Genomic DNA, 21,863 nt, shown 5'->3' with positions numbered 1-21,863 from the left:
CTCAGCCACCGAAGCCGGAGTCGGCGGGCAGGGAGATGTCCGGCTTCTCCAGCTCCTCGACGTTCACGTCCTTGAACGTCATTACCCGGACATTCTTCACGAACCGGGCGGGGCGGTACATGTCCCAGACCCAGGCATCGTGCATCTCGACCTCGAAGTAGACCTCGCCGTCGGAGTTACGGACGTGCAGGTCGACCTGGTTGGCCAGGTAGAACCGGCGCTCTGTCTCCACCACGTAGGAGAACTGACGGACGATGTCGCGGTACTCCCGATAGAGCTGGAGCTCCATCTCGGTCTCGTACTTCTCGAGATCTTCCGCGCTCATCGCACTCCGCCTTCCATGACCACATCTTCCCCCACCGGCGCCGGAGGCCGAGGCTGCTCGCCCAACGCCACGCCGACGGTACCTCCTGCCGCGCCCGAGCGCCCCATCGGCTCTTCCCGGCTTGCGCCCAGCGGTCGCCGGGAGCGGGGGGGCCGGTCGTCGAGCCCGGATACGGCGGCCACGTTCACGTACGAGAAACGGTGTTCCCGGCACGGCCCGCGCTCACGCAGCGCGGCGGTGTGCTCGGCGGTGATGTACCCCTTGTGCTCGGCGAACCCGTAGCCGGGATGCTCGGCGTCCAGATCGACCATGATCCTGTCCCGGGTGACCTTCGCCAGCACACTCGCCGCCGCCACGCAGGCGGCCACCCGGTCACCCTTCCACACCGCGAGCCCGGGCACACCCAGGCCGTCGACGCCGAACCCGTCGGTCAGCACGTACTCCGGCCGGACCGTCAGCGAGGCCAACGACCGGCGCATCGCGGCCAGATTGCACACGTGCAGCCCTCGGGCGTCGACCTCGTCGGCCGGGATGACCACCACCGCGTACGCCAGCGCGCGCTCGACGACCTCGTCGTGGATCCGTTCCCGGCTGGCCGGGGTCAGCAGCTTGGAGTCGGCCAGCCCGTCGATCTCACCCCGCCGGCCCTCCGGCAGCACCACGGCGGCGGCGACCAGTGGCCCCGCGCAGGCACCACGGCCGGCCTCGTCGGCACCGGCGACGTAGCGGAAACCACGCCGTTGCAGGGCCCGCTCCAACGCGTAGAGCCCGGCCTCCCGGCGTACCACGGTGCGTGGTGGAGTCAGCATGCCCGTCCCTCGATGACAGCCGTCGTACCGGCCAACGCGCGGGCCAGCACCTCTGCAAGGCCAAGTGGATAGCAGCGCTCCCCGGTGCCGCGCAACTCGTCCGCCGACCACCATCGGTGACCGTCGACGCTGCCCCGCTCCAACTCGCTGAACCCCGCCGTGTCGACCTCGTGCGCCACCACCCGTACCAGGAAGAACTGCTGCTCCTGCCGGTACCAGACGCCGTCGAAGGAGAACTCGATGAGGTCGGCGTGCACCGGCTGGCCGACGTCGGTCACGGTCAGCCGCAGCCCGGTCTCCTCGGCCAACTCGCGGACCGCGCCCTCGGCGTACGTCTCACCCGGGTCCAGTCCCCCGCCGGGGGTGAACCACCACCGACCGCGTTCCGGGCGAGCGGGGTCGGAACCGCGGAACAGCAGCAACCGACCGACCGCGTCAACCAGCAGGACGCGAGCGGCACACCTCGGGGTGTAGACGGTCACCGCACCAGACTGCCAGACTCCTGCGACGTCGCCCACGCCCCGGCACGACCGGCGCTGCCCGTCGTCGGCGGGCAGCGGAGCGGCCCTGGTCAGGACTTCGGAATCGCGTCGAACTCGTCCGGCACGCTCAGGATCCGGGCCCGGTCGAACGGCCAGAAGATGGTGAAGGCGCGCCCCACCACGGCGTCCTCGCGGATGGTGGCCGACTGGATGTTCTGCCCCGACTGCTGGTAATGCTCCAGCGAGTCGCCGGAGGCGGACCGGTGGTCGCCCATGACCCAGATCCGACCCTCGGGCACCTGCACGTCGAACTCCTGGTCCGCCGGCCTGTCCCGCTGACCGTCGACGGAGAAGATGTACGGCTCGTCCAGCGGTACGCCGTTGATCAGCAGGCGGTCCTGGTCGTCGCAACAGACCAACCGGTCGCCACCGACGCCGATCACCCGCTTGATGAAGTCCTCCCCCGCCGGATTGCCACTCCACTCCAGCGGCGCCTTGAAAACGATCACCTCGCCGCGATGCGGCGATCGAGTGTGGTAGACGAGCTTGTTGACCAGCACCCGATCGTCGATCTTGAGAGTGTTCTCCATGGACGGCGAGGGGATGAAGAAGGTCTGCAGTACGAAGGCACGTACCAGTACCGCGACCAGGATCGCCACCCCGAGAAGGATGGGCAGTTCCTTCCAGAACGAGTGGCGCGGCTTGTCGGTCTGCTCGTCAATCACGGGAGGAGCCTACGTTGCCCGACCGAGCGCCACCGTCCGGAACGCGCGAGAACGGATAGTGCGGCCGTAATCGGGAGGAGCAGGGCGACACCCCCCTCGGGGTCGGGGCGTACCGGGGCCGCGCCACCCACCGTCGGGGGCGGGGCAACGGTGGCGAAGGTCTCGGGGATCGGCAGCGAATGCCACCGGTCGGACGGCCAGACCACCGCGAATGCCCGCCCGACCACGTTGTCGATCGGTACGGTGCCCTGGCATCGCGCGTCCAGCGAGACCTGCCGGTGGTCGCCGAGGACGAACATGTGACCGGGCGGTACGACGATCTCCTCGAACCGCCGGGAGCGGCACTCCTGCGGATTCGGTGGGACATCCAGTGGCGAGTCCCGCAGCACGTAGGCCGACTCGTCCAACGGCGTGCCGTTGACCAGCACCCGTCCCTGGTCGTCACAGCAGCTCACCCGGTCTCCGGGCAGCGCGATCACACGCTTGATGAAGTCCTTCTCGCCCGGACGGCCGACGCCGATCAGATCACCGACGGTGCGGCCCAGCTTGTCGGCGAAGGTGGTGGGCGGCTGCGCATCCACCTGCGGAACCCACTGGTCGGTGCCCCGGAACACCACCACCTCGCCCCGCTGCGGGTTCCGGATGTTGTAGACGACCTTGTTGACCACCACCCGGTCACCGACGAGCAGGGTGTCTTCCATCGACCCGGAGGGGATGAAGAACGCCTGGAGGAGGAAGGTGCGGATCAGCACCGCCAGGCAGAAGGCGACGATGAGCAGCAGTGGTAGCTCCTGCCAGAGCGGCATCTGCCGCTTACTGCGCCGGGTACGCCGACGCCACGGATCGGCCGCGCCGCTGTCGTCAAGCGCCTGTACCACGCTCACTCCCCGGTCCGCAGAAACAACTACCGCCCGGGAACCTCGTCGAGGCTCCCCGGGCGGTAGTGGAGGTCACCCGCCACACAGGAGGCGAGTGACCGCCGCGCTGCGCCCGTACGACCAGGGTAGTGCTGACTGGGCCGTACGGCATACGCGCAGCTTGGGCGGCGTGGCGTAGCGCGATGTCAGCTCGGCTGCTTCTCGCGCAGCTCCTTGATCTTGGCCTTCTTGCCCCGCAGCTCACGCAGGTAGTAGAGCTTGGCCCGGCGGACGTCACCGCGAACCACGACCTCGATCCGGTCGATCGCCGGGCTGTTGATCGGGTAGGTCCGCTCGACGCCGACGCCGAAGCTGAGCTTGCGGACGGTGAAGGTCTCGCGCAGCCCGGCGCCCTGGCGACGGATGACGACGCCCTGGAAGATCTGGACCCGGGACCGGGCTCCCTCAACCACCCGGGCGTGCACCTTGACGGTGTCACCGGCACGGAAGTCGGGCAGGTCGGTGCGCTTCGACTGGGCGTCAAGGGCGTCCAGGATGTTCATCGCTGTGTCCTCGTGAGGCTCACGGCGCACCGTCACTCGGCGCGCGGATGGGTGATACTGATCCCCGGGTGGTGGCCGGTGCGAACCGCCCCCGGTCGGAGATCCTCGCAGCCGCCCACGGGCGCAGACGACTGCGGCAACCCCCCTACTTTGCCACATCCGGTCCGGGCACCTGAAATCCGGTCCGGTCCAACGCCGCCACGTCCCGTTTGTCCAGGCTCTGCGGGTCCAGGCCGGTAAGCATGTCCGGCCGGCGGCGACCGGTGCGGACCAGCGCCTCGTCGCGACGCCAGCGGGCGATCCGGCCGTGGTCGCCGGAGCGGAGCACCTCCGGCACCGGCAGTCCGCGCCAGGTCGCCGGCTTCGTGTACATCGGCGCCTCCAGCAGCCCGTGCGCGTGGGACTCCTCGGCCAGTGAGCCGGCGTTGCCGAGCACCCCCGGCAGCAGCCGGGTCACCGCCTCCAGGATCACCAGCACCGCCACCTCGCCGCCGAAGAGCACGTAGTCACCGAGGCTCACCTCGGTGACCGGCATCCGCGTCGCCGCGTGGTCGAGGACCCGCTGGTCGATGCCCTCGTACCGGCCGCAGGCGAACAGCAGGCGCGGCTCGTCGGCCAACTCGTGGGCCATCGCCTGGGTGAAGGGCACGCCGGCCGGCGACGGCACCAGCAGCCGCGGCGGGGTCAGCTCCGCTGGTGCCAGTGCGTCCAACGCCTCACCCCACGGCTCCGGCCGCATCACCATGCCGGGCCCGCCGCCGTACGGGGTGTCGTCGACGGTGCGATGCACGTCGTGGGTCCAACCCCGCAGATCGTGTACGGCCAACCGCAGGGTGCCGTTGGCCCGCGCCTTGCCGATCAGCGACAGGTCGAGCGGGGCGAAGTATTCCGGGAAGATCGACACGATGTCGACGCGCATCAGGGGGCTCCGCCAACTAGAGATCGAGCAGGCCGCCGGGTGGGTCCACCACGACCCGGCCACCGGCGAGATCGACCTCGGGGACGATCGCCTTGACGAACGGGATCAACGCCGTGTGTCCCTCGGGACGCCGCAGCACCAGCAGATCGGAGGCGGGAGCGTGGTCGATCCGGGCCACCTCGCCCAGCCGCTCGCCGGTCGGCGTGACCACCGCCAGCCCGACCAACTGATGATCGTGGAACTCCTCCGGATCCTCCGGCGAGGCGACGTCGGCGCTGTCCACCGCGAGCAGAGTGCCCCGCAGCGCCTCGGCGACGTCGCGGTCCAGCACCCCTTCGAAGGCGACCAGCAGTCGCTCCTGGTGCCGACGCGCGGACTCGACGGTCAACGTGTCGGGCGTCCGGAACAGCAGACCGGGTGCCTCCGGCACGGGCTGGGCGGCTGTCACCCCCGGCACGGTGCTCAACACCATGCCGGGGGCGAAGCGCGTCTCGGGCTCGTCGGTACGCACCTCCACGGTGACCTCACCGCGGATGCCGTGCGGCTTACCGATCCTGCCGACGATGAGCAGCATCAGTACGAGTCGACGATGTCGACGCGTACGCCGCGCCCACCGATGGAGCCGATCACCTGACGCAGCGCCTTGGCGGTTCGGCCGGACCGCCCGATCACGGTGCCCAGGTCCTCGGGATTCACCCGGACCTCCAGCCGCTTCCCTCGACGGGAATCGACCATCCGGACGCGTACGTCGTCGGGGTGGTCGACGATGCCCTTGACCAGGTGCTCCAACGCCGGCCGCAACGCCATGTCAGGCCTGCTCGCCGGAGTCCGCGGCGGGCTGCTCCTCGGCCTTCGGGGCCTCCTCGGCGGCCTTCGGTGCCTCGGCGGCCTTCGGGGCCTCCTCGACGGCCTTCGGGGCCTCGGCGGCCTTGGCGGCCTTCTTCGCCGGCTTGGCGGGGGTGTCGGCCACACCTGCGGCAGCCTTCGCCTCGGCCTCGTAGGCCGCCTTGCGGTCGGCCCGCTCGGCAGCCACCTTCAGCGGCGGCGGGGCCGGCAGGCCCTTGAACTTCTGCCAGTCACCGGTCAGCTCCAGCAGCCGCTGCACCGCCTCGCTGGGCTGGGCGCCGACGGAGAGCCAGTACTGGACCCGCTCCGACTTGACCTCGATGACCGAAGGGTCCTCCTTCGGCTGGTAGATGCCGACGAACTCGATCGCCCGGCCGTCGCGCTTGGTACGCGAGTCGGCGACGACGATGCGGTACTGCGGGTTGCGGATCTTGCCCATCCGCAGGAGCCGGATCTTTACGGCCACGGTTGTTTCGCTCCTGTTGCGATCTCACCGACCCGGTACGGGTGGTGTGCACGGGTGAGCGCCAACCGGCACAGTGGGGTTGGGCCGGAGACTGCTCGGGTGGACTGGCGACGTGCCCGGGTTAGAGGGCGCCGGACGCGCGCCGGATACCAGCCAGCCATTCTGCCAGACCCCGAGCGGAACGCTCACACCGCACCGGCCGGCATCACCCGAGGCGGGGCTCACGTGACGAAGGACACATCAAATTCGTCAGCGCGCCGGGGGGCGGTCCCAGCCTTCGGGCAGGCGATCGGGAGCTGTCCAGCGCGCCGGCGGGGTGAAGTCGCACCAGGTGCCGTCGAACGGAAAGACTCCCGCCTCGGCCAGTGCGATCACTCGTTTGCCCTCGGCCCGCACCGCCGCCTCGTCGGTCACCCAGTAGTGCTCCGGGTAGGCCAGCCGCTCGACGAACTCGTCCTCGTCCTTCCACTCCCAGTTGCGGTCCGGACGGACCCACACGTCGAGATCCTGGTCGACGATGTCCACGCCGGCCAGCCCGCCGTCGTCCCACCGGACGCCCGACTCCTCCAGGTTGACGTACCAGCCGGCGAAGCGGCCCCGCACGTCGCGGAACCACCAGACGGAGTGAGCCGCGCCGACGGGCAGGAACTTCAGCAACGGTGGACCGTTCCAGCGGCCCTGCGCCAGCCGGTAGGTCGGGGTCAGCCATTCCCGGAAGGGCACCGCCCGCATGCCCAGCCCGGTCTCGTTCACCTCGCCGGCCACCGGCGTGCCCTCGGCCACCCACAGCAGCAGCCCTCGCTCGTCGTCGCTGACCACCCGGGCCGGCCGGACCCAGCCGATCCGCCCCCGCCGCACGTTACGGTGCACGACCAACCGCCCCACCGCAAACCTCACACCCCGACCCTACCCCCACCCCCAGACTCATCCTCAGACTCACCGTTGATCATGAGGTTAGCGGCAGTTCAAGAGATCAACTACGCCGCTGACCTCATGATCGACAAGATGGGCGGGAGGTGTGGGAGGGCAGGATGGGTGGGATGGGACGTGGGAGGGTTAGTAGGCGCGGGCGAGGATGGCGATGAGGTCCGTTTCGGTCTCGGCATCGGGGACGGTGCCGTCGGCACGGACCAGGCAGCGGACGGTGACACCCTGGGCATTGGCCTTCGCCTCGCCGTCGACGCCGACGACGGACCACGGGACACGGGCCCAGCCGGTGGCTGCCGCCTCCAGCGCCTCGTCCAGCGTCGCCACGTCGACCGTGTGCGACTCACGGAAGGCCAGCGCCTCGTCGTGCAGCGCCCGCTGGTCGGCGTCGAGGGCGGCGAGCACCGCACCGACCACGTCCGCCACCGGCGTGGGGGCCTTCGAGCCGTCGGTACGGCGGACCACCACCGCGTTGCCGGTGGCCAGATCGCGGGGGCCGACCTCGACGCGTACCGGATAGCCGCGCAGCTCGGCGTCGACGGCCCGGCGGCCGAACGGGGTGTCGGTGCGGTCGTCGAGCGCGACCCGGACACCGGCGTCGCGCAGCGCGTCGCGCAGCTTGGCCGCCGCCTCGGTGACGCCGTCACCGTCCTTGACCACCATGACGTACGCCTGGGTCGGCGCCAGCCGTGGCGGCACCCGCAGCCCGTTGTCATCGCCGTGGCACATGATCAGACCGCCGAGCATCCGGGTCGAGGTGCCCCAGGAGGTCGTCCAGGCGTGCTCCCGGCCACCTTCGGCCGAGGAGTAGCTGATGTCGAACGCCTTGGCGAAGTTCTGGCCCAGTTCGTGGCTGGTACCGAGCTGGAGCGCCTTGCCGTCGCCCATCATGCCTTCGCAGGTGTAGGTGGCGGTCGCCCCGGCGAAACGCTCGCGGGCGGTCTTGAGCCCGACCACCACCGGGATGCCGAGCACGCTCACCATCAGGTCCTCGTACGCGTCGTGCAGGATCTTGCGGGCGTAGGCGCGCGCGTCCTCCCGGGTGGCGTGCGCGGTGTGCCCCTCCTGCCAGAGGAACTCGCTGGTCCGCAGGAACACCCGGGGGCGCAGCTCCCAGCGGACCACGTTGGCCCACTGGTTGAGCAGCAGCGGCAGGTCCCGGTAGGAATCGATCCACTTGGCCATGAACTCGCCGATGACCGTCTCGCTGGTGGGCCGCACCACCACCGGTTCGGCGAGCTGCTTGCCACCACCGTGAGTGACCACGGCCAACTCCGGGGAGAAGCCCTCCACGTGCTGGGCCTCGCGCTTGAGGTAGCTCTCCGGGATGAACAGCGGGAAGTACGCGTTCTCCGCCCCGGCGGCCTTGATCCGGTCGTCCATCTCGGCCTGCATCCGCTCCCAGATGGCATAGCCGGCCGGTCGGATCACCATGGTCCCTCGCACCGGCCCGTTGTCGGCCAGCTTCGCCTTGGCGATCAGATCCTGGTACCAGCGAGGAAAGTCCTCTGCCCGGGGAGTAAGCACGCGCGCCATGACCGCACATCCTATGCGCCCACCCTCCGCCACCCCCGCCCAACCCACCCCCCACCGCCGAGCCCACCCCTCCGCGTTGATCAAGAGGTTTGCGTCGCCCGAGGGCTCGGAACCCGACGCAAACTTCTTGATCAACGCAGGCGGGCGGCAGGGGTTCAGGGCAGGGGGTGGCCGCGGAGGATCAGGTGGGTGGGGATGCGGAGGGCGTTGAGGTCCCGGCGGGGGTCCTGGGGGTAGATGGCGAGGTCGGCCAGGCCGCCTTCGACGAGGCCGGGAAGGCCGAGCCAGGCGCGGGCACCCCAGGAGGCGGCGGCGAGCACGTCCAGGGCGGACATGCCGGCCTGCTCGTGCAGCAGGAGCATCTCCTCGACGGCGAGGCCGTGGTCGATGCCGCCACCGGCGTCGGTGCCGACGTAGATCGGCACACCGGCCTCGTACGCGGACCGCACCACCTGCGGGAAGCGGTCGCGCAGGGCGAGCATGTGTTCGGCGTACCCGGGGAACTTGGCCCGGGCCTGGTCGGCGATGTGGCCGAAGGTGCGGATGTTGATCATCGTGGGGACCAGCGCGGTGCCCTGCCGGGCCATCAGGTCGATCAGGTCGAGACTGAGCCCGGTGCCGTGCTCGACCGAGTCCACCCCGGCCCGCACCATGATCTCCACCGCCGACTCGCTGAAGGTGTGCACGGCGGCGCGTACCCCGGCGGCGTGGGCGGCGGCCACGGCGGCGGTCATCGTGTCGGCGTCCCAGGCCGGCGCCAGGTCACCGACGCCCCGGTCGATCCAGTCCCCGACCAGCTTCACCCAGCCGTTGCCGGCGGCGGCCTGCTCCGCCACGGTGGCGGCCACCTCGGCGGCGCCGACCTCCACGCCGATGTCGCGCAGGTACCGCTTGGGCGGCGCCACGTGCCGGCCGGCGCGGACCAGCCGGGGCAGGTCGGGTTCGTCGTCCAGTTCCGGGTACGGGAAGGGCGAGCCCGCGTCCCGTAGGGCCAGGACACCGGCGTCCCGGTCGACCCGCGCCAACGCGCGCGCCTGGTCCAGCGAGGTGATCGGTGTCCCGCCCCGGGCGATGCCGATGTGGCAGTGCGCGTCCACCAGGCCGGGCAGGATGAAACCGCCGTCGGCGACCGTCTCCGCGCCGGGCACCGGTTCGAAGGTGACCCGGTCGCCGACCAGCCACAGGTCGCGTACCTCGTCGTCGGGCAGGAGCACACCGCGCACATGCAGAGCCATGCGCACAGTCCTACCCGATCACTGCCCGTCGCGCGCCAGAAGCCCCGCCCGCCGGGCGGTCAACGCAGGCAGGTCGACGCGGTCACGGAAGGTCGAGCCGGGTGAGACGACCTCGACGGCGAGCAGCGCGTCCCCGACCGGGACGGGCGAGCGGTTGGCGTGCTCACGACGGATGGCGACCACGTCGGGTCGGGGTTCGTTGCGCCTGTCGATCCGCATCGACAGGTCGATGGTGCCACCCACCGTCACCGACACGCTCAGCGCGGCGGCTTGCCGTCCTTGCCGAACTTGTTGAAGTCGATCTTCGGCAGCTTGAAGCCGGGCGGCAGGCCCTGACCGGCGGCCAGGTCGTCGGGGCTCATCCCGGGCGGCAACTGCGGCATCCCGCCCGGGAAGCCACCCTGCACGCCCCGGGTGCCGGCGCCGCTGCGCGGCCGGTTGCCACCCTTGGTGCCCTTGCGCTTGTTCTTCGGCGACTTGGTCGCCTTGCGCCGCCCGGCACCGGGCAGGCCCATCATCCCGCCCATCTGCTTCATCATCTTCTGCGCGTCGGTGAAGCGGTTGAGCAGCTGGTTGACGTCCATCACGGTGACTCCGGAGCCGTTGGCGATCCGGGCCCGCCGGGAGCCGTTGATGATCTTCGGGTTGGTGCGCTCGGCCGGGGTCATCGACCGGATGATCGCGGTGATCCGGTCGAAGTGCTTGTCGTCCAGCTCGGCGAGCTGGTCCTTGACCTGCCCCATGCCCGGCATCATGGCCAGCACGTTGGCGATCGGCCCCATCCGGCGTACCGCGATGAGCTGGTCGAGGAAGTCCTCCAGGGTGAACTGCTCGCCGCCCATCAGCTTGGCGGTCATCTTCTCCTTCTGATCGGTGTCGAAGGCCGCCTCGGCCTGCTCGATCAGAGTGAGAACGTCGCCCATGCCGAGGATCCGGCTGGCCATCCGGTCGGGGTGGAAGACGTCGAAGTCCTCCAGTTTCTCGCCGGTGGAGGCGAACAGGATCGGCTGCCCGGTCACCTCGCGGACCGACAGCGCGGCACCACCACGGGCGTCGCCGTCGAGCTTGGAGAGGACCACGCCGGTGATGCCGACGCCGTCGCGGAACGCCTCGGCCGTCCGCACCGCGTCCTGGCCGACCATCGCGTCGATGACGAAGACGACCTCGTCCGGGTTGACCGCGTCACGAATGTCGGCGGCCTGCTGCATCATCTCCGCGTCGATGCCGAGCCGGCCGGCGGTGTCGACGATGACGACGTCCCGGGCGGCCCGGCGGGCGTGCTCGATGGAGGACTTCGCCACCTGCACCGGATCACCGACGCCGTTGCCGGGCTCCGGGGCGTACACCTCGACACCGGCGCGGCCACCGAGCACCTGGAGCTGCCCGACGGCGTTGGGCCGCTGGAGGTCGGCGGCGACCAGCAGGGGCTGGTGACCCTGGGCCTTGAGCCAGCGGGCCAACTTGCCGGCGAGCGTGGTCTTACCGGAGCCCTGGAGGCCGGCCAGCATGATCACCGTCGGTGGCTGCTTGGCGAACTGGAGCCGCCGGCCCTCGCCGCCCAGCACGGCGACGAGTTCCTCGTTGACGATCTTGACGATCTGCTGGGCCGGGTTGAGCGCCTGGGAGACCTCCGCGCTACGCGCCCGCTCCTTGACGTTCGCGATGAAACCCTTGACCACTGGCAGCGCGACGTCCGCCTCCAGCAGCGCGAGGCGGATCTCGCGCGCGGTGGCGTCGATGTCGGCGTCGGTGAGACGTCCCTTGCCGCGGAGCTTGGTGAAGATCCCGGAGAGGCGGTCACTCAAGGTGTCAAACACGCGAACATCCCGTTTGTCAGTGTTCCGATGAGCACGAACGAGGCCGGGTGAGCTGTCCGACCACCGCTAGGGTAGCCCGCCGCCCCCATACCCGCTCCCGCCCGCCCGGCCCCCGCGGGAGCCCGGGCGTCAAGATCTGTGGCAGTTCGGGTGTCCGACACGCCGATCAGTCGACCCCTTCACTGCCACGAATCGGTACGGGAGTCGCGGCGGGTTACACGGCGGCGAGGACGGCCGCCTCCAGGCGGGCCCGTTCCTCCTCCGGAGGCCAGCCACCGACCAGGTAGAAGGCGTCGACCACGTCGCCGCCGAGCGTGGCGATCCGGGCCGCCCGGACCTGGGCGCCGGCCGCGTCGAGCGCGCTGGTCACCCGGTAGAGCAGGCCGGCGGCGTCGGCGGCACGCAGTTCCAGCAGCACCGCGTCGGTGGCGGCGTCCCGGTGCCAGACCACCCGCGGTTGGGCCCCGGCCCCCCGTGCGGCCAGGGCCCGACCGCGTAGCCGCTGGGTCACCGACACGTCACCGCGCACCGCGCGGCGCAGGTCGGCGCTCAGCGCCACCGGATCCGGGGCCAGTCCGTAGCGCGGCTGCACCCGGCACTGCACCAGGGCCCGCCCGTCCACCGTCGAGGCGTCCGCGGCGAGCACTTCCAGCCGGTGCAGGGCCAGGCAGCCGGCCACCGTCGCGAGCAGGCCCCGACGATCGGCCGCGGCCACCGCCACCCCGTCCCCGGTCAGGTGTACGACCGGCAGTGGCCCGGCCACCAGCGCCGGGTCCGGTGCCGGCGGGGCGGGTACGTCGCCCGTGTCGAGGGTGGTGCGGACCCGGGCGACCAGCTCGGCGACCAGCCGGCCCTTCCAGTCCGACCAGGCGGCTGGGCCGGTGGCGGCGGCGTCGGCGCGCACCAACGCGTACAGCAGGTCGAGAGTGGTGACGTCGCCGACCGACTCGGCCACCCGGGCGATGGTGACCGGATCGGACAGATCCCGTCGGGTGGCCACCTCGGGCAGCACCAGGTGCAGCCGGACCAGCGTGCCGATCAGCGTCGCCTCGGTGGCCGGCAGGCCGATCCGGGTCGCGATCCCCTCGGCGATCGGCGCGCCCACCACGCTGTGGTCACCGGGGAGCCCCTTGCCGACGTCGTGCAGCAGCGCACCGAGCAGGAGCAGGTCGGGGCGATCCACGTCGCGGGTCTGCCGGCTGGCCTCGGCGGCCGTCTGCACCAGGTGCCGGTCCAGGGTGAACCGGTGCACCGGGTTGTGCTGGGGGAGGCTGCGCAGCCGGGTCCACTCCGGCAACCAGCCGTCGATCAGCCCGTACCGGTCGCAGGTCTCCCAGGCCGGGATCATGCCGGCCCCGGCACCGAGCAGCGTGGTCAGGGCGGCGCGGGCCTCGGCCGGCCAGGGCGTCGGCAACGGCGGGCAGTACGCGGCCAACCATTCGCAGGTGGCCCGGGCGATCGGCAGCCCGGTGGACGCCGCGGCGGCGGCCACCCGCAGCGACAGGCTGGCGTCGGGGCGGGCGCCGATGGCGGTGCGGGCCAGCACCAGTTCGCCGTCGTGCTCGACCACGTCCCGGGCGACCGGGCGGCGCAGCGGCCTTCCGTCGGCGCCCCGCCGACGACCGGAGCGCAGCCGGTCGGCGGCACGGAAGGCGTCGTCCAGGGCGTGGCTGACGGTCCGGGCGTCACCGGCGACCCGCCGCAGCAGGGTGTCGCCGTCGCCGTCCTCGGGACGCGGCGCAGGGTCGGACCGCTGGTCCGGTGACGTGCCGGTCGGCTGCGGCGGCACCCCGCCCGGCGGGACGCCCTCGGCACCGCCGGTTGGCGTCCGGCGCAGACCGAGCAGGGCGGCCACCCCGTCGCGTTCCTGGGCGAGCAGCCGGTCGACGCGTCGGCCGACCTGCTGGTGCAACGCGTCCCGGGTGTCCAGCAACCGCAGGTGTGCGGCGTGCACGGCAGGTCGTAGCGCGTCGGTGATCCCGGCGGTGGCGATGGCACGCAGGATGCCGACGTCACGCAGCCCCCCGGCCGCCTCCTTGAGGTCGCCCTCCAACAGGTGGGCCAGTTCGCCGTGGGCCTGCCAGCGGGCGGCGGTGCTCTCCCGCAGCGGCGCGAGCTGGCGGACGACGGTGCGCCGCCAGTGGTCGGTCGCGCTGCTCGCCAGCGTGTCCGCGAGGTCCGGGTCACCGGCGACGAGCCGGGCGTCGAGCAGCCCGAGGGCCACCTTGACGTCGTCCTGGGCGACCGACAGCGCCTCGGCGACGGTCCGGACCGAGTGGTCCAGCCGCAGCCCGGCGTCCCAGATCGGATACCAGAGGGCGGCGGCCAGTTCGTCGATACCGGGCACCCCGGCGTGCACCAGCACCAGATCGAGGTCTCCGTAGGGAGCACACTGCCGCCGGCCCAGTCCGCCCACCGCGAGCAACGCGACGCCCGGCCGGTCCGGCAGCAGCCGGGCCAACCAGGCGTCGTACGCGTCGGCCCGGGCCCGACGCGCCGTCGCGCCGACGCCGGCCGGTGCGCCGACGACCTCGTTGACCAGGAAGTCAGCGCTACCCGGGGGTTCCGAGGCTGTCCTACTGGTCAACGAGGTCATCGATCAGCGCCCTACAGTGCGTCCAGGCCGCGCTCGCCGGTGCGGACCCGGACGACCTCCTCGACGGCGGTCACCCAGACCTTGCCGTCGCCGATCTTGCCCGTCCGGGCGGCCGATACGACGGCGTCGACGATCTTCTCGACGTCGATCTCGTCGGTGAGCACCTCCACCCGGATCTTGGGCAGGAACTCGACGGTGTACTCGGCGCCCCGGTAGACCTCGGTGTGGCCCTTCTGCCGCCCGTAGCCCTGGACCTCGCTCACCGTCAGACCGGCCACGCCCAGCGTGTGCAGGGCCTCCTTGACGGCGTCCAACTGGTGCGGCTTGATGACCGCGGTCACCAGCTTCATGTCCAACCCCTCCATTCCCGAAACGTTAGCCGGCGACCTTTTCGCTTACCGGTTCGGTGGGCTCGGTCCTCGACGACGCCGACGTGCCGATGCCCGCGGCGGCGAACGCGCCACCGCCACCACCCGTGGAGCTGAACTCGTACGCGCTCTCCGCGTGCTCGGCACCGTCAATGCCGTCGACCTCGGCGTCGGCGCTGGTGCGGAAGCCGATGGTCTTGTCGATCACGAAGCCGATGAGGTACGCGACCACGAACGAGTACGCCAGCACGGCGACCGAACCGAGGGCCTGCTTGCCCAGCAGCGTGACGCCGCCACCGTAGAGCAGACCGTCGTTGCCCTCACCGGCCAGCACCTCCATCGCCAGGAAGCCGATGAGAAGCGAGCCGATGATGCCGCCGACCATGTGCACGGCGACCACGTCGAGCGAGTCGTCGTACTTGAGGCGGTACTTAAGGCCGACGGCCAGCGCGCAGACGACACCGGCGATGACGCCGAGCGCGATGGCGCCGAGCGGCTCCAGGAAGGCACAGGCCGGGGTGATGGCGACCAGGCCGGCGATGGCGCCGGACGCCGCACCGAGGGTGGTCGGCTTACCGTCGCGGAGCTTCTCCACCACCAGCCAGCCGAGCACCGCGGCGGCGGTGGCGACCTGGGTGTTGATGAAGGCGATCGCGGCGGTGCCGTTGGCGGCCAGCGCCGACCCGGCGTTGAAGCCGAACCAGCCGAACCACAGCAGGCCGGCGCCGAGCAGCACCATCGGCAGGTTGTGCGGCTTGAAACTGTCCTTCGGCCAGCCGACCCGGCGGCCGAGGACCAAGGCCAGGGCCAGGGCCGCGGCACCGGCGTTGATGTGCACCGCGGTGCCGCCGGCGAAGTCGAGCACACCCAGCTCGAAGATCCAGCCACCGCCCCACACCCAGTGCGCCACCGGGAAGTAGACCAGGGTGGCCCACAGGCCGGCGAAGAGCAGCCACGGGCCGAACCGGGCCCGGTCGGCGATCGCGCCACTGATCAGCGCGACGGTGATCACGGCGAACATCAGCTGGAAACCGGCGAACAGCAGGTCGGGGATGCCACCCTCGGTCCCGCTCTCCAGCATGCCGCGCAGCCCGGCGGCGGAAAGATCACCAGTGATCCCGCCGACGTCCTCACCGAACGCGATGCTGTAGCCGTAGAACACCCACAACAGGCTGACCAGGCCGATCGCCCCGAAGCTCATCATCATCATGTTGAGCACGGACTTGGACCGGGTCATGCCCCCGTAGAACAGCGCCAGGCCGGGCGTCATGAGCAACACCAGCGCGGCTGAAGTCAAAATCCAGGCGGTGGCACCAGAATCTAGCTCCGGCACGCTGCCTCCTCTCGGGTTGTTTTCTCCCTCCCTCCCGGCACCGCGCAGCATCGCCCGTACGCCGGTTGCGCGGAAGCCTGGTGGTCCGCTGTTTCGCCCAGGGGACCCGGCTGGTTTCCGAACCGTGACGGCTTGTTTCGGACGTGTGAAGAAAAACGCACACCTCAGCGCTTCGACGGGGGTGGATCGGCCGTTTGGTGTCGGTCTATCCCCCCGACGGCCCAGAGATCGTCGGGAGACCCCGCGCGCTCACTCAACGCAGGGCGTGTTCGAGGGCGTGTCGCTCGTAGTCGAGCAGCCGCAGATCCCGCATCGGCCGACGCAGGTGGCCCTTGTGCACGATCCGGACGAAGGCCGGCTCCCCCGCCGCGGCCATCCGGCGGATGCCCTCGACGTGGTCGACGATCCGCTTGCGGATGGTCCGGATCAGCCGGTGCCGGTCGCGCGGGATGAGCCCGTACGCGTCGGCGAAGAGCCGCAACCGGCGCGGCCGGTCGGGGCGCTTCCAGCCGAGGGTGATGGAGTCCCGGTCGGAGAAGATCGGCACCCAGGTCCACGCGGCGTACGCCACGTCGTAGATCCGGGCACCGGGCGAGGCGAGATCGAAATCGATCAGCCCGAGGGTGCCGTCCGGCCGCCAGATCACGTTGTGCGGCGCCGCGTCGTGGTGGCAGATGACCTCGGTGTCCGGCGGCGGCGGGCCGAACGAGCGCCACACCGCCTGCGGCGGCGGCACGAAACCGTACTGCGCGTCATGGAACATCCGCAGCATGGTGGCGACGGTGACCAGGGCCTCGTCGGTGACCCAGTGCCGCGCCAGCGGGTACTCCCCGCACTCCCCCTCCAGGTACGACAGCACCTCCCGGTTGCGCTCGTCCATGCCGAGGGCACGGGGCGCACCGGTGAACCCGACGTACTCCAGGTGACGCAGCAGGGCGTGCACCGACGGGGTCCACGGCCCGGCGTTGCGCCGCACCGTGTCACCGACCCGCACCACGGTGCTCACGTTCCCGCCGTGCAGCGGGATCTCCTGCGAGGTCACGTACGGTCTCCCGAGGCGCTGCGACGGGTGGCTCGGGTCGCGCCAGCCCGCGTACGCGCGATCATCTCTGGTCACCCGAAGTTACGCGGTCGGACCGGAGGACTCGGACTCGGTACCCAGCAGCGCGTCGACGAACTGCGCCGGGTCGAAGGGCGCGAGGTCGTCCGGACCCTCGCCCAGGCCGACCAGCTTCACCGGGATGCCGAGCTTGCGCTGCACGGCGATGACGATGCCGCCCTTGGCGGTGCCGTCGAGCTTGGTCAGCACCACACCGGTCACGTTTACCACCTCGGTGAAGACGCGCGCCTGCTCCAGCCCGTTCTGACCGGTGGTGGCGTCGAGCACCAGCAGTGTCTCGTCGATCGGGCCGTGCTTCTCCACCACCCGCTTGACCTTGCCCAGCTCGTCCATCAGGCCGATCTTGTTCTGCAAGCGGCCGGCGGTGTCGACGAGGACCGTGTCCACCCCGGTCTCGATGCCGCGCTTGACCGCGTCGAAGGCGACGCTCGCCGGGTCGGCGCCCTCCGGACCCCGGACGGTCTCGGCCCCCACCCGCCCGGCCCAGGTCTGCAACTGGTCGGCGGCCGCGGCCCGGAACGTGTCGGCGGCGCCGAGCAGCACGCTGCGGCCGTCGGCGATGAGCACCCGGGCGATCTTGCCGCAGGTGGTGGTCTTGCCCGCGCCGTTGACGCCGACCACGAGCAGCACCGCCGGCACGCCCTCCTTCGGTGCGGTGTGCAGCGCCCGGTCCAGCCCCGGGTCGAGCGCGTTGACCAGCTCGGCGGCGAGCAGGGTGCGCAGCTCGGCGACCGACCGGGTACCCAGCACCCGGGTTCGCTCCCGCAGCCGGTCGACGATCTCCCGGGTGGCGTCGACACCCACGTCGGCGGTGATCAGGCTGTCCTCGACCTCCTCCCAGACGTCCTCGTCGAGCCGGTCCCGGCTGAGCAGGCCGAGCAGACCCTTGCCGAACACGTTCTGCGACCGCGACAGCCGGGACCGCAGCCGCACCAGCCGGCCGGCGGTCGGCTCGGGCACCTCGACGGTCGGCGGTGCCTCGACCGGCGGCTCGACCAGGACACCGGTGGACAGATCGGCCTCCGGTGCCTGCACCGGCGGGCCGGCGAGATCCTCCTCCGCCCGGGTGTCGACCTCCGTACGCGGCAGCGGCGGCTGTGGCCGTCGGCGCAGCCGCGGCACGACCAGCCCGATGCCGCCGAGGATCAGCAGACCGAGCAGGGCGAGAGCGATGAGGAGGTATTCCGTCATGCCGGAATCCTGTCAGATGCCGGCGACCACGTCTCAGCCACCGCTCCCGCCGGTCGCCCGGCGCCCGACCGCCCCCGGCGTCGACCCAGGATGCGGCAGTAGTCTCGGCCACAGTTGGCAGTGGTGCCCCGCCGGCCGGGTAGTAAAAGATGGAATTCTCTCGTCTGGAGGTCCCGTATGCCCGCCGAGCTGCTCATCGGCCCCCTGCTGCGCCGGGTCGTCGGCACTCGAGCCACCGTCTGGGTAGAGACCACGACGCCGGCGGTGGTCACCGTCCGCACGGCCGCTGGCGCCACCGGCACCGCCCCCACCTTCAGCGCGTACGACCACCACTATGCGCTGGTGGTGGTCGACGGGCTCACCCCGGACAGCACGACGCCGTACGAGGTGCTGATCGACGACGAGGTGGTCTGGCCGATGCCGGAGAGTGCCTTCCCACCCAGCGTCATCCGCACCCGGGCCGACGACGACCGGGACCAGCCGGTCCGGCTGCTCTTCGGTTCCTGCCGGGAGACCACCCAGCACGCGACCACCCGCAAGTTGCCGCCGGACGCGCTCGACGCGTACGCCCGGCGGGTGATAGCCGACCCGGACCCGGCCGCCCTGCCCGACCTGCTGCTGCTGCTCGGTGACCAGGTCTACGCCGACGAGACCTCGCCGACCGTCAAGCGCCTGCTACGCCGCCGCCGGCGGCGTCCGAAGGGTGCTCCGAAGGACCAGGTGGTCAGCTTCGACGAGTACACCAAGCTCTACCTCGAGTCGTGGCGCGACCCGGAGATTCGCTGGCTGCTCTCCACCGTGCCGAGCGTGATGATCTTCGACGACCACGAGATCATCGACGACTGGAACACCTCGGCCTCCTGGCGGGCCGACATGCGCGGACAGCCGTGGTGGGCCGAGCGGATCGCCAGTGGGTTGGCTTCCTACTGGGTCTACCAGCACCTGGGTAACCTCTCGCCGGACGAGATCGCTGCGGACCCGGTGTTCGCCAAGGTGAGCGCGGCGGAGGACGCCACCGGGGTGCTGCGGGAGTTCGGCGCGCGGGTCGACACCGAGGCCGACCTGGCCCACGACACCGAGCGCTGGCGGGCGGTGCAGTACCAGTGGAGCTACGCGCTCGACCTGGGACGCACCCGGCTGGTGATGTTGGACAACCGGTGCAGCCGGGTGCTGCTACCCGGTCGGCGGGGGATGCTGCCGCCCGGCGAGTGGTCGTGGTTCGTCGATCAGGCCCACGGTGGCTACGACCACCTCGTGGTCGGCTCGTCGCTGCCCTGGCTGTTGCCACCCGGCATCCATCACGTCGAGACGTGGAACGAGAAGCTTGCCGACTCGCCCCGGCGCTGGGTGGCCGGGCTGGGCGAACGGTTGCGCCGCGCGCTGGATCTGGAGCACTGGGCCGCGTTCCGCCGCTCGTTCGACGCGCTGGCGGAGCTGTTCGCCCGGATCGGTGCCGGCACACCGGGTGCACCCGAGGACCGCAAGGGCGCCGGGCCGGCGTACCCGCCACCGGCGTCGATCAGCGTGCTCTCCGGCGACGTGCACCACTCGTACGTGGCGCGAGTCAGGTTCGCCGACCCCGGTGTGCGTACACCGGTGCACCAGCTCACCTGCTCGCCGATCCACAACCAGGTGCCGGCCGGGATGCGACCGCTGATGCGGCTCGGCTGGGCGCGGGGGCCGGCCGGGGCGGCCCGTGCGCTGGCCCGCACCGCCGGGGTCCGCCGCCCGCTGGTCAGGTGGCGGAGGCTGGCCGGGCCGTATTTCGGCAACGCGGTGGCGACGCTCACCCACGCCGGCCGCGGGGCCGAGGTGGTCATCGAGGGAACCACCGGTGACGGTCACCTGCACGAGGTCGCCCGGCAGCGGCTCACCGACGGCCGCTGAGCGCGCCACAAACCTGTCGCAGGTTGTCAGACATCCGGGCCAGATTCCCCGGATGACTTGGACAGCACCGGCAGACCCTGCTACACGCCCGACGATCCGGACGCCGACCACGACGTCAGCGCCGGAGCGCCCGGGTCGGTGCCGGCTCAGCCGGCCAGGGCGGCGCGCAGGTAGCGCAGGTCGGCCGGACCGTTCCAGCGGTACGCCGACAGCCCGGCGGCCCGGGCCCCGCTGATCGCCCGGTCCTCGTCGTCGACGAAGAGCACCCGGGCCGGCGGCGTGTCCAGCGCCGCACAGGCGGCCTGGAAGTACTCGGGTGCCGGCTTGTGCACCCCGATGGCCGAGGAGTTGACCACCACGTCCAGCTCGCCGGTGAGGCCCAACGCGGCCAGGTCGGCGTCGAGCAGGTCGGTGGCGTTGGTGCCGAGCCCGACCCGGATGCCGGCGGCCCTCGCCGCACGGACGAACGCCAGCACCTCCGGGTCGACCTCACCGCGATAACGCTGCCACTGCGCCACCGCCGCCCGCGCCCGCTCGGGGTCACCCACGGACGGCGTGAGCGCGTCGGCCACGCTGGTCATCCAGTCGGCGTGGCTGACCTGGCCGGTCAGCACCGGTTGCAGCCGCCCCCACTGCATGGCGATCTCGCCGAGCACACCGGCGGAGAGGCCGTACTCCCGCTCGACGGCGGCGGCGACCGCCGGATCCCAGCGCCGAAGCACACCGTCGAAGTCCACCAGGAGCGCCGTCGCGCGTTCCCGAGCCACTACCCGTTCTCCTCGCCGCGGCCCTGCCGCTCGTCATCCCCGTCGGCCCGGTTGAGCCGTTGACTGATCACCTGGGTCACCCCGCCGCGCATGGTCACACCGTAGAGCGCGTCAGCGATCTCCATCGTCCGCTTCTGGTGCGTAATGACGATCAGCTGGCTCTTCTCCCGCAGCTGAGCCAGCAGGGTGATCAGCCGGCCCAGGTTCACGTCGTCGAGGGCCGCCTCCACCTCGTCCATGATGTAGAACGGGCTCGGCCGGGCGCGGAAGATCGCCACCAGCATCGCCACGGCGGTCAGCGACCGCTCGCCGCCGGAGAGCAACGACAGCCGTTTGATCTTCTTGCCCGGCGGGCGGGCCTCGACCTCGACGCCGGTGGTCAGCAACTCGTCCGGGTCGGTGAGGATCAGCCGGCCCTCGCCACCGGGGAACAGCACGGTGAAGACCTGCTCGAACTCCCGGGCGGTGTCGGCGAAGGCGCTGGCGAAGACCTCCAGAATCCGCTCGTCGACGTCCTTGACCACGGTGAGCAGGTCACGCCGGGTCGCCTTGAGATCCTCCAACTGCTCGGAGAGGAACTTGTACCGCTCCTCCAGCGCCGCGAACTCCTCCAGGGCGAGCGGGTTGACCTTGCCCAGCAGGGCCAGTTCCCGTTCGGCCTTGGCGGCCCGCTTCTCCTGCACCGGGCGTTCGTAGCGGACCGGCTCGGGCACCGGCAGGTCGTCGCGCTCGGCGGCGGCCACCTCGGCCTCGGTGGCCGGCACCAGCTGACTCGGGCCGTACTCGGCGACCAGGGTCTCGACCGTCAGGCCGAAGTCCTCGGCGGCCTTGGCCTCCAACTGCTCGATGCGCAACCGCTGCTCGGCCCGGGCGACCTCGTCCCGGTGCACCTGACTGGTCAGGCGTTCCAGCTCCGCACCGAACCTTTTCGCGGCGGCCCGCACCTCCTGCAGCTCCGCCTCGCGGGTGGCCCGTTCCCGCGCCACCGCGTCGCGGTGCTCCTCGGCCCGCGCAATGCTGCTGGTCAGCTGGGTCAACGCGGTCCGCGCGCCACCGGCCACCGCGCGGGCGATCGCGGCGCCCCGGGTGCGCGC

Annotated in this window: 22 protein-coding genes and 1 pseudogene; 1 reads left to right on the top strand and 22 read right to left on the bottom strand. The window is 71.3% G+C overall.

What is annotated here, in order from left to right:
• Window position 1: 1 nt before the first annotated feature.
• From AC2CHE_RS21460 to ftsY, 20 genes and pseudogenes are all read right to left on the bottom strand, one after another.
• Window positions 2-325, bottom strand: coding sequence for a DUF2469 domain-containing protein (locus AC2CHE_RS21460; protein WP_007075222.1), 324 nt, complete (start codon window positions 323-325; stop codon window positions 2-4).
• A complete protein-coding gene (locus AC2CHE_RS21455) occupies window positions 322-1,134 on the bottom strand; it encodes a ribonuclease HII (RefSeq protein ID WP_484506661.1) in 813 nt (270 codons plus the stop codon). Before AC2CHE_RS21455 ends, AC2CHE_RS21460 begins: the two co-directional genes overlap by 4 nt.
• On the bottom strand, window positions 1,128-1,616 hold the full coding sequence (locus tag AC2CHE_RS21450; RefSeq protein WP_484506660.1) for an NUDIX hydrolase: 489 nt from the start codon (window positions 1,614-1,616) through the stop codon (window positions 1,128-1,130). The genes AC2CHE_RS21455 and AC2CHE_RS21450 overlap by 7 nt, the downstream gene beginning before the upstream one ends.
• Before the next feature lie 89 nt (window positions 1,617-1,705).
• A complete protein-coding gene (gene lepB, locus AC2CHE_RS21445) occupies window positions 1,706-2,341 on the bottom strand; it encodes a signal peptidase I (RefSeq protein WP_484506659.1) in 636 nt (211 codons plus the stop codon).
• Between the two features lie 9 nt (window positions 2,342-2,350).
• A pseudogene (gene lepB / locus AC2CHE_RS21440) lies at window positions 2,351-3,219 on the bottom strand (signal peptidase I).
• Window positions 3,220-3,404: 185 nt separating this feature from the next.
• Window positions 3,405-3,761 carry a 50S ribosomal protein L19 gene (gene rplS / locus AC2CHE_RS21435; RefSeq protein ID WP_093401691.1) on the bottom strand — a complete coding sequence of 119 codons (357 nt, stop codon included), beginning with the start codon at window positions 3,759-3,761 and terminating at the stop codon, window positions 3,405-3,407.
• A 145-nt stretch (window positions 3,762-3,906) separates the two neighbouring features.
• Window positions 3,907-4,680 carry a tRNA (guanosine(37)-N1)-methyltransferase TrmD gene (gene trmD / locus AC2CHE_RS21430; protein WP_484506658.1) on the bottom strand — a complete coding sequence of 258 codons (774 nt, stop codon included), beginning with the start codon at window positions 4,678-4,680 and terminating at the stop codon, window positions 3,907-3,909.
• 16 nt (window positions 4,681-4,696) lie between these two features.
• On the bottom strand, window positions 4,697-5,251 hold the full coding sequence (gene rimM / locus AC2CHE_RS21425) for a ribosome maturation factor RimM (protein WP_484506668.1): 555 nt from the start codon (window positions 5,249-5,251) through the stop codon (window positions 4,697-4,699).
• Between the two features lie 2 nt (window positions 5,252-5,253).
• Window positions 5,254-5,487, bottom strand: coding sequence for an RNA-binding protein (locus AC2CHE_RS21420; RefSeq protein ID WP_416578873.1), 234 nt, complete (start codon window positions 5,485-5,487; stop codon window positions 5,254-5,256).
• A gap of 1 nt (window position 5,488) precedes the next feature.
• A complete protein-coding gene (rpsP, locus tag AC2CHE_RS21415; RefSeq protein WP_484506657.1) occupies window positions 5,489-5,992 on the bottom strand; it encodes a 30S ribosomal protein S16 in 504 nt (167 codons plus the stop codon).
• 249 nt (window positions 5,993-6,241) lie between these two features.
• Entirely contained in the window at window positions 6,242-6,889 is a 648-nt protein-coding gene (locus AC2CHE_RS21410) for a ribonuclease FAU-1 family protein (protein ID WP_484506656.1), read from the bottom strand.
• Between the two features lie 159 nt (window positions 6,890-7,048).
• On the bottom strand, window positions 7,049-8,455 hold the full coding sequence (gene proS, locus AC2CHE_RS21405) for a proline--tRNA ligase (protein ID WP_484506655.1): 1,407 nt from the start codon (window positions 8,453-8,455) through the stop codon (window positions 7,049-7,051).
• A 155-nt stretch (window positions 8,456-8,610) separates the two neighbouring features.
• Window positions 8,611-9,690 (bottom strand): amidohydrolase family protein, encoded by a 1,080-nt coding sequence (locus AC2CHE_RS21400; RefSeq protein WP_484506654.1) that lies wholly within the window; start codon window positions 9,688-9,690, stop codon window positions 8,611-8,613.
• 18 nt (window positions 9,691-9,708) lie between these two features.
• Window positions 9,709-9,945, bottom strand: a complete 237-nt coding sequence (locus AC2CHE_RS21395; protein WP_484506653.1) for a hypothetical protein — start codon at window positions 9,943-9,945, stop codon at window positions 9,709-9,711.
• 2 nt (window positions 9,946-9,947) lie between these two features.
• Window positions 9,948-11,507 carry a signal recognition particle protein gene (gene ffh, locus AC2CHE_RS21390; protein WP_484506652.1) on the bottom strand — a complete coding sequence of 520 codons (1,560 nt, stop codon included), beginning with the start codon at window positions 11,505-11,507 and terminating at the stop codon, window positions 9,948-9,950.
• 214 nt (window positions 11,508-11,721) lie between these two features.
• Window positions 11,722-14,103 (bottom strand): [protein-PII] uridylyltransferase, encoded by a 2,382-nt coding sequence (locus AC2CHE_RS21385; protein ID WP_484506651.1) that lies wholly within the window; start codon window positions 14,101-14,103, stop codon window positions 11,722-11,724.
• An 11-nt stretch (window positions 14,104-14,114) separates the two neighbouring features.
• The gene (locus AC2CHE_RS21380; RefSeq protein ID WP_166458079.1) at window positions 14,115-14,453 is read right to left on the bottom strand and encodes a P-II family nitrogen regulator; all 339 of its coding nucleotides are present in this window, start codon (window positions 14,451-14,453) and stop codon (window positions 14,115-14,117) included.
• 25 nt (window positions 14,454-14,478) lie between these two features.
• Complete coding sequence (locus tag AC2CHE_RS21375) at window positions 14,479-15,741, bottom strand: ammonium transporter (protein ID WP_484506667.1); 1,263 nt, start codon at window positions 15,739-15,741, stop codon at window positions 14,479-14,481.
• Between the two features lie 316 nt (window positions 15,742-16,057).
• Window positions 16,058-16,921 (bottom strand): aminoglycoside phosphotransferase family protein, encoded by an 864-nt coding sequence (locus AC2CHE_RS21370; protein ID WP_484506650.1) that lies wholly within the window; start codon window positions 16,919-16,921, stop codon window positions 16,058-16,060.
• A 6-nt stretch (window positions 16,922-16,927) separates the two neighbouring features.
• Window positions 16,928-18,115: a signal recognition particle-docking protein FtsY gene (gene ftsY, locus AC2CHE_RS21365; RefSeq protein WP_484506649.1), complete on the bottom strand. Its 1,188-nt coding sequence runs from the start codon at window positions 18,113-18,115 to the stop codon at window positions 16,928-16,930.
• Between the two features lie 177 nt (window positions 18,116-18,292).
• Between ftsY and AC2CHE_RS21360 the strand changes: the two genes are divergently transcribed.
• On the top strand, window positions 18,293-20,002 hold the full coding sequence (locus AC2CHE_RS21360) for an alkaline phosphatase D family protein (RefSeq protein WP_484506648.1): 1,710 nt from the start codon (window positions 18,293-18,295) through the stop codon (window positions 20,000-20,002).
• Window positions 20,003-20,148: 146 nt separating this feature from the next.
• On the opposite strand, the gene AC2CHE_RS21355 is transcribed toward AC2CHE_RS21360, so the two are convergent.
• Both AC2CHE_RS21355 and AC2CHE_RS21350 read right to left on the bottom strand, forming a co-directional pair.
• Window positions 20,149-20,769 carry an HAD family hydrolase gene (locus tag AC2CHE_RS21355; RefSeq protein ID WP_281566434.1) on the bottom strand — a complete coding sequence of 207 codons (621 nt, stop codon included), beginning with the start codon at window positions 20,767-20,769 and terminating at the stop codon, window positions 20,149-20,151.
• Window positions 20,769-21,863 (bottom strand): AAA family ATPase (locus AC2CHE_RS21350; RefSeq protein ID WP_484506647.1); only part of this gene is annotated, 1,095 nt, incomplete at its 5' end. The genes AC2CHE_RS21355 and AC2CHE_RS21350, both read right to left, overlap by 1 nt.

Source organism: Micromonospora sp. ATLC16 (genome assembly GCF_057196645.1).
Note: the sequence above shows the minus strand (reverse complement) of the source record. Positions and strands in the feature narration are given on the sequence as shown.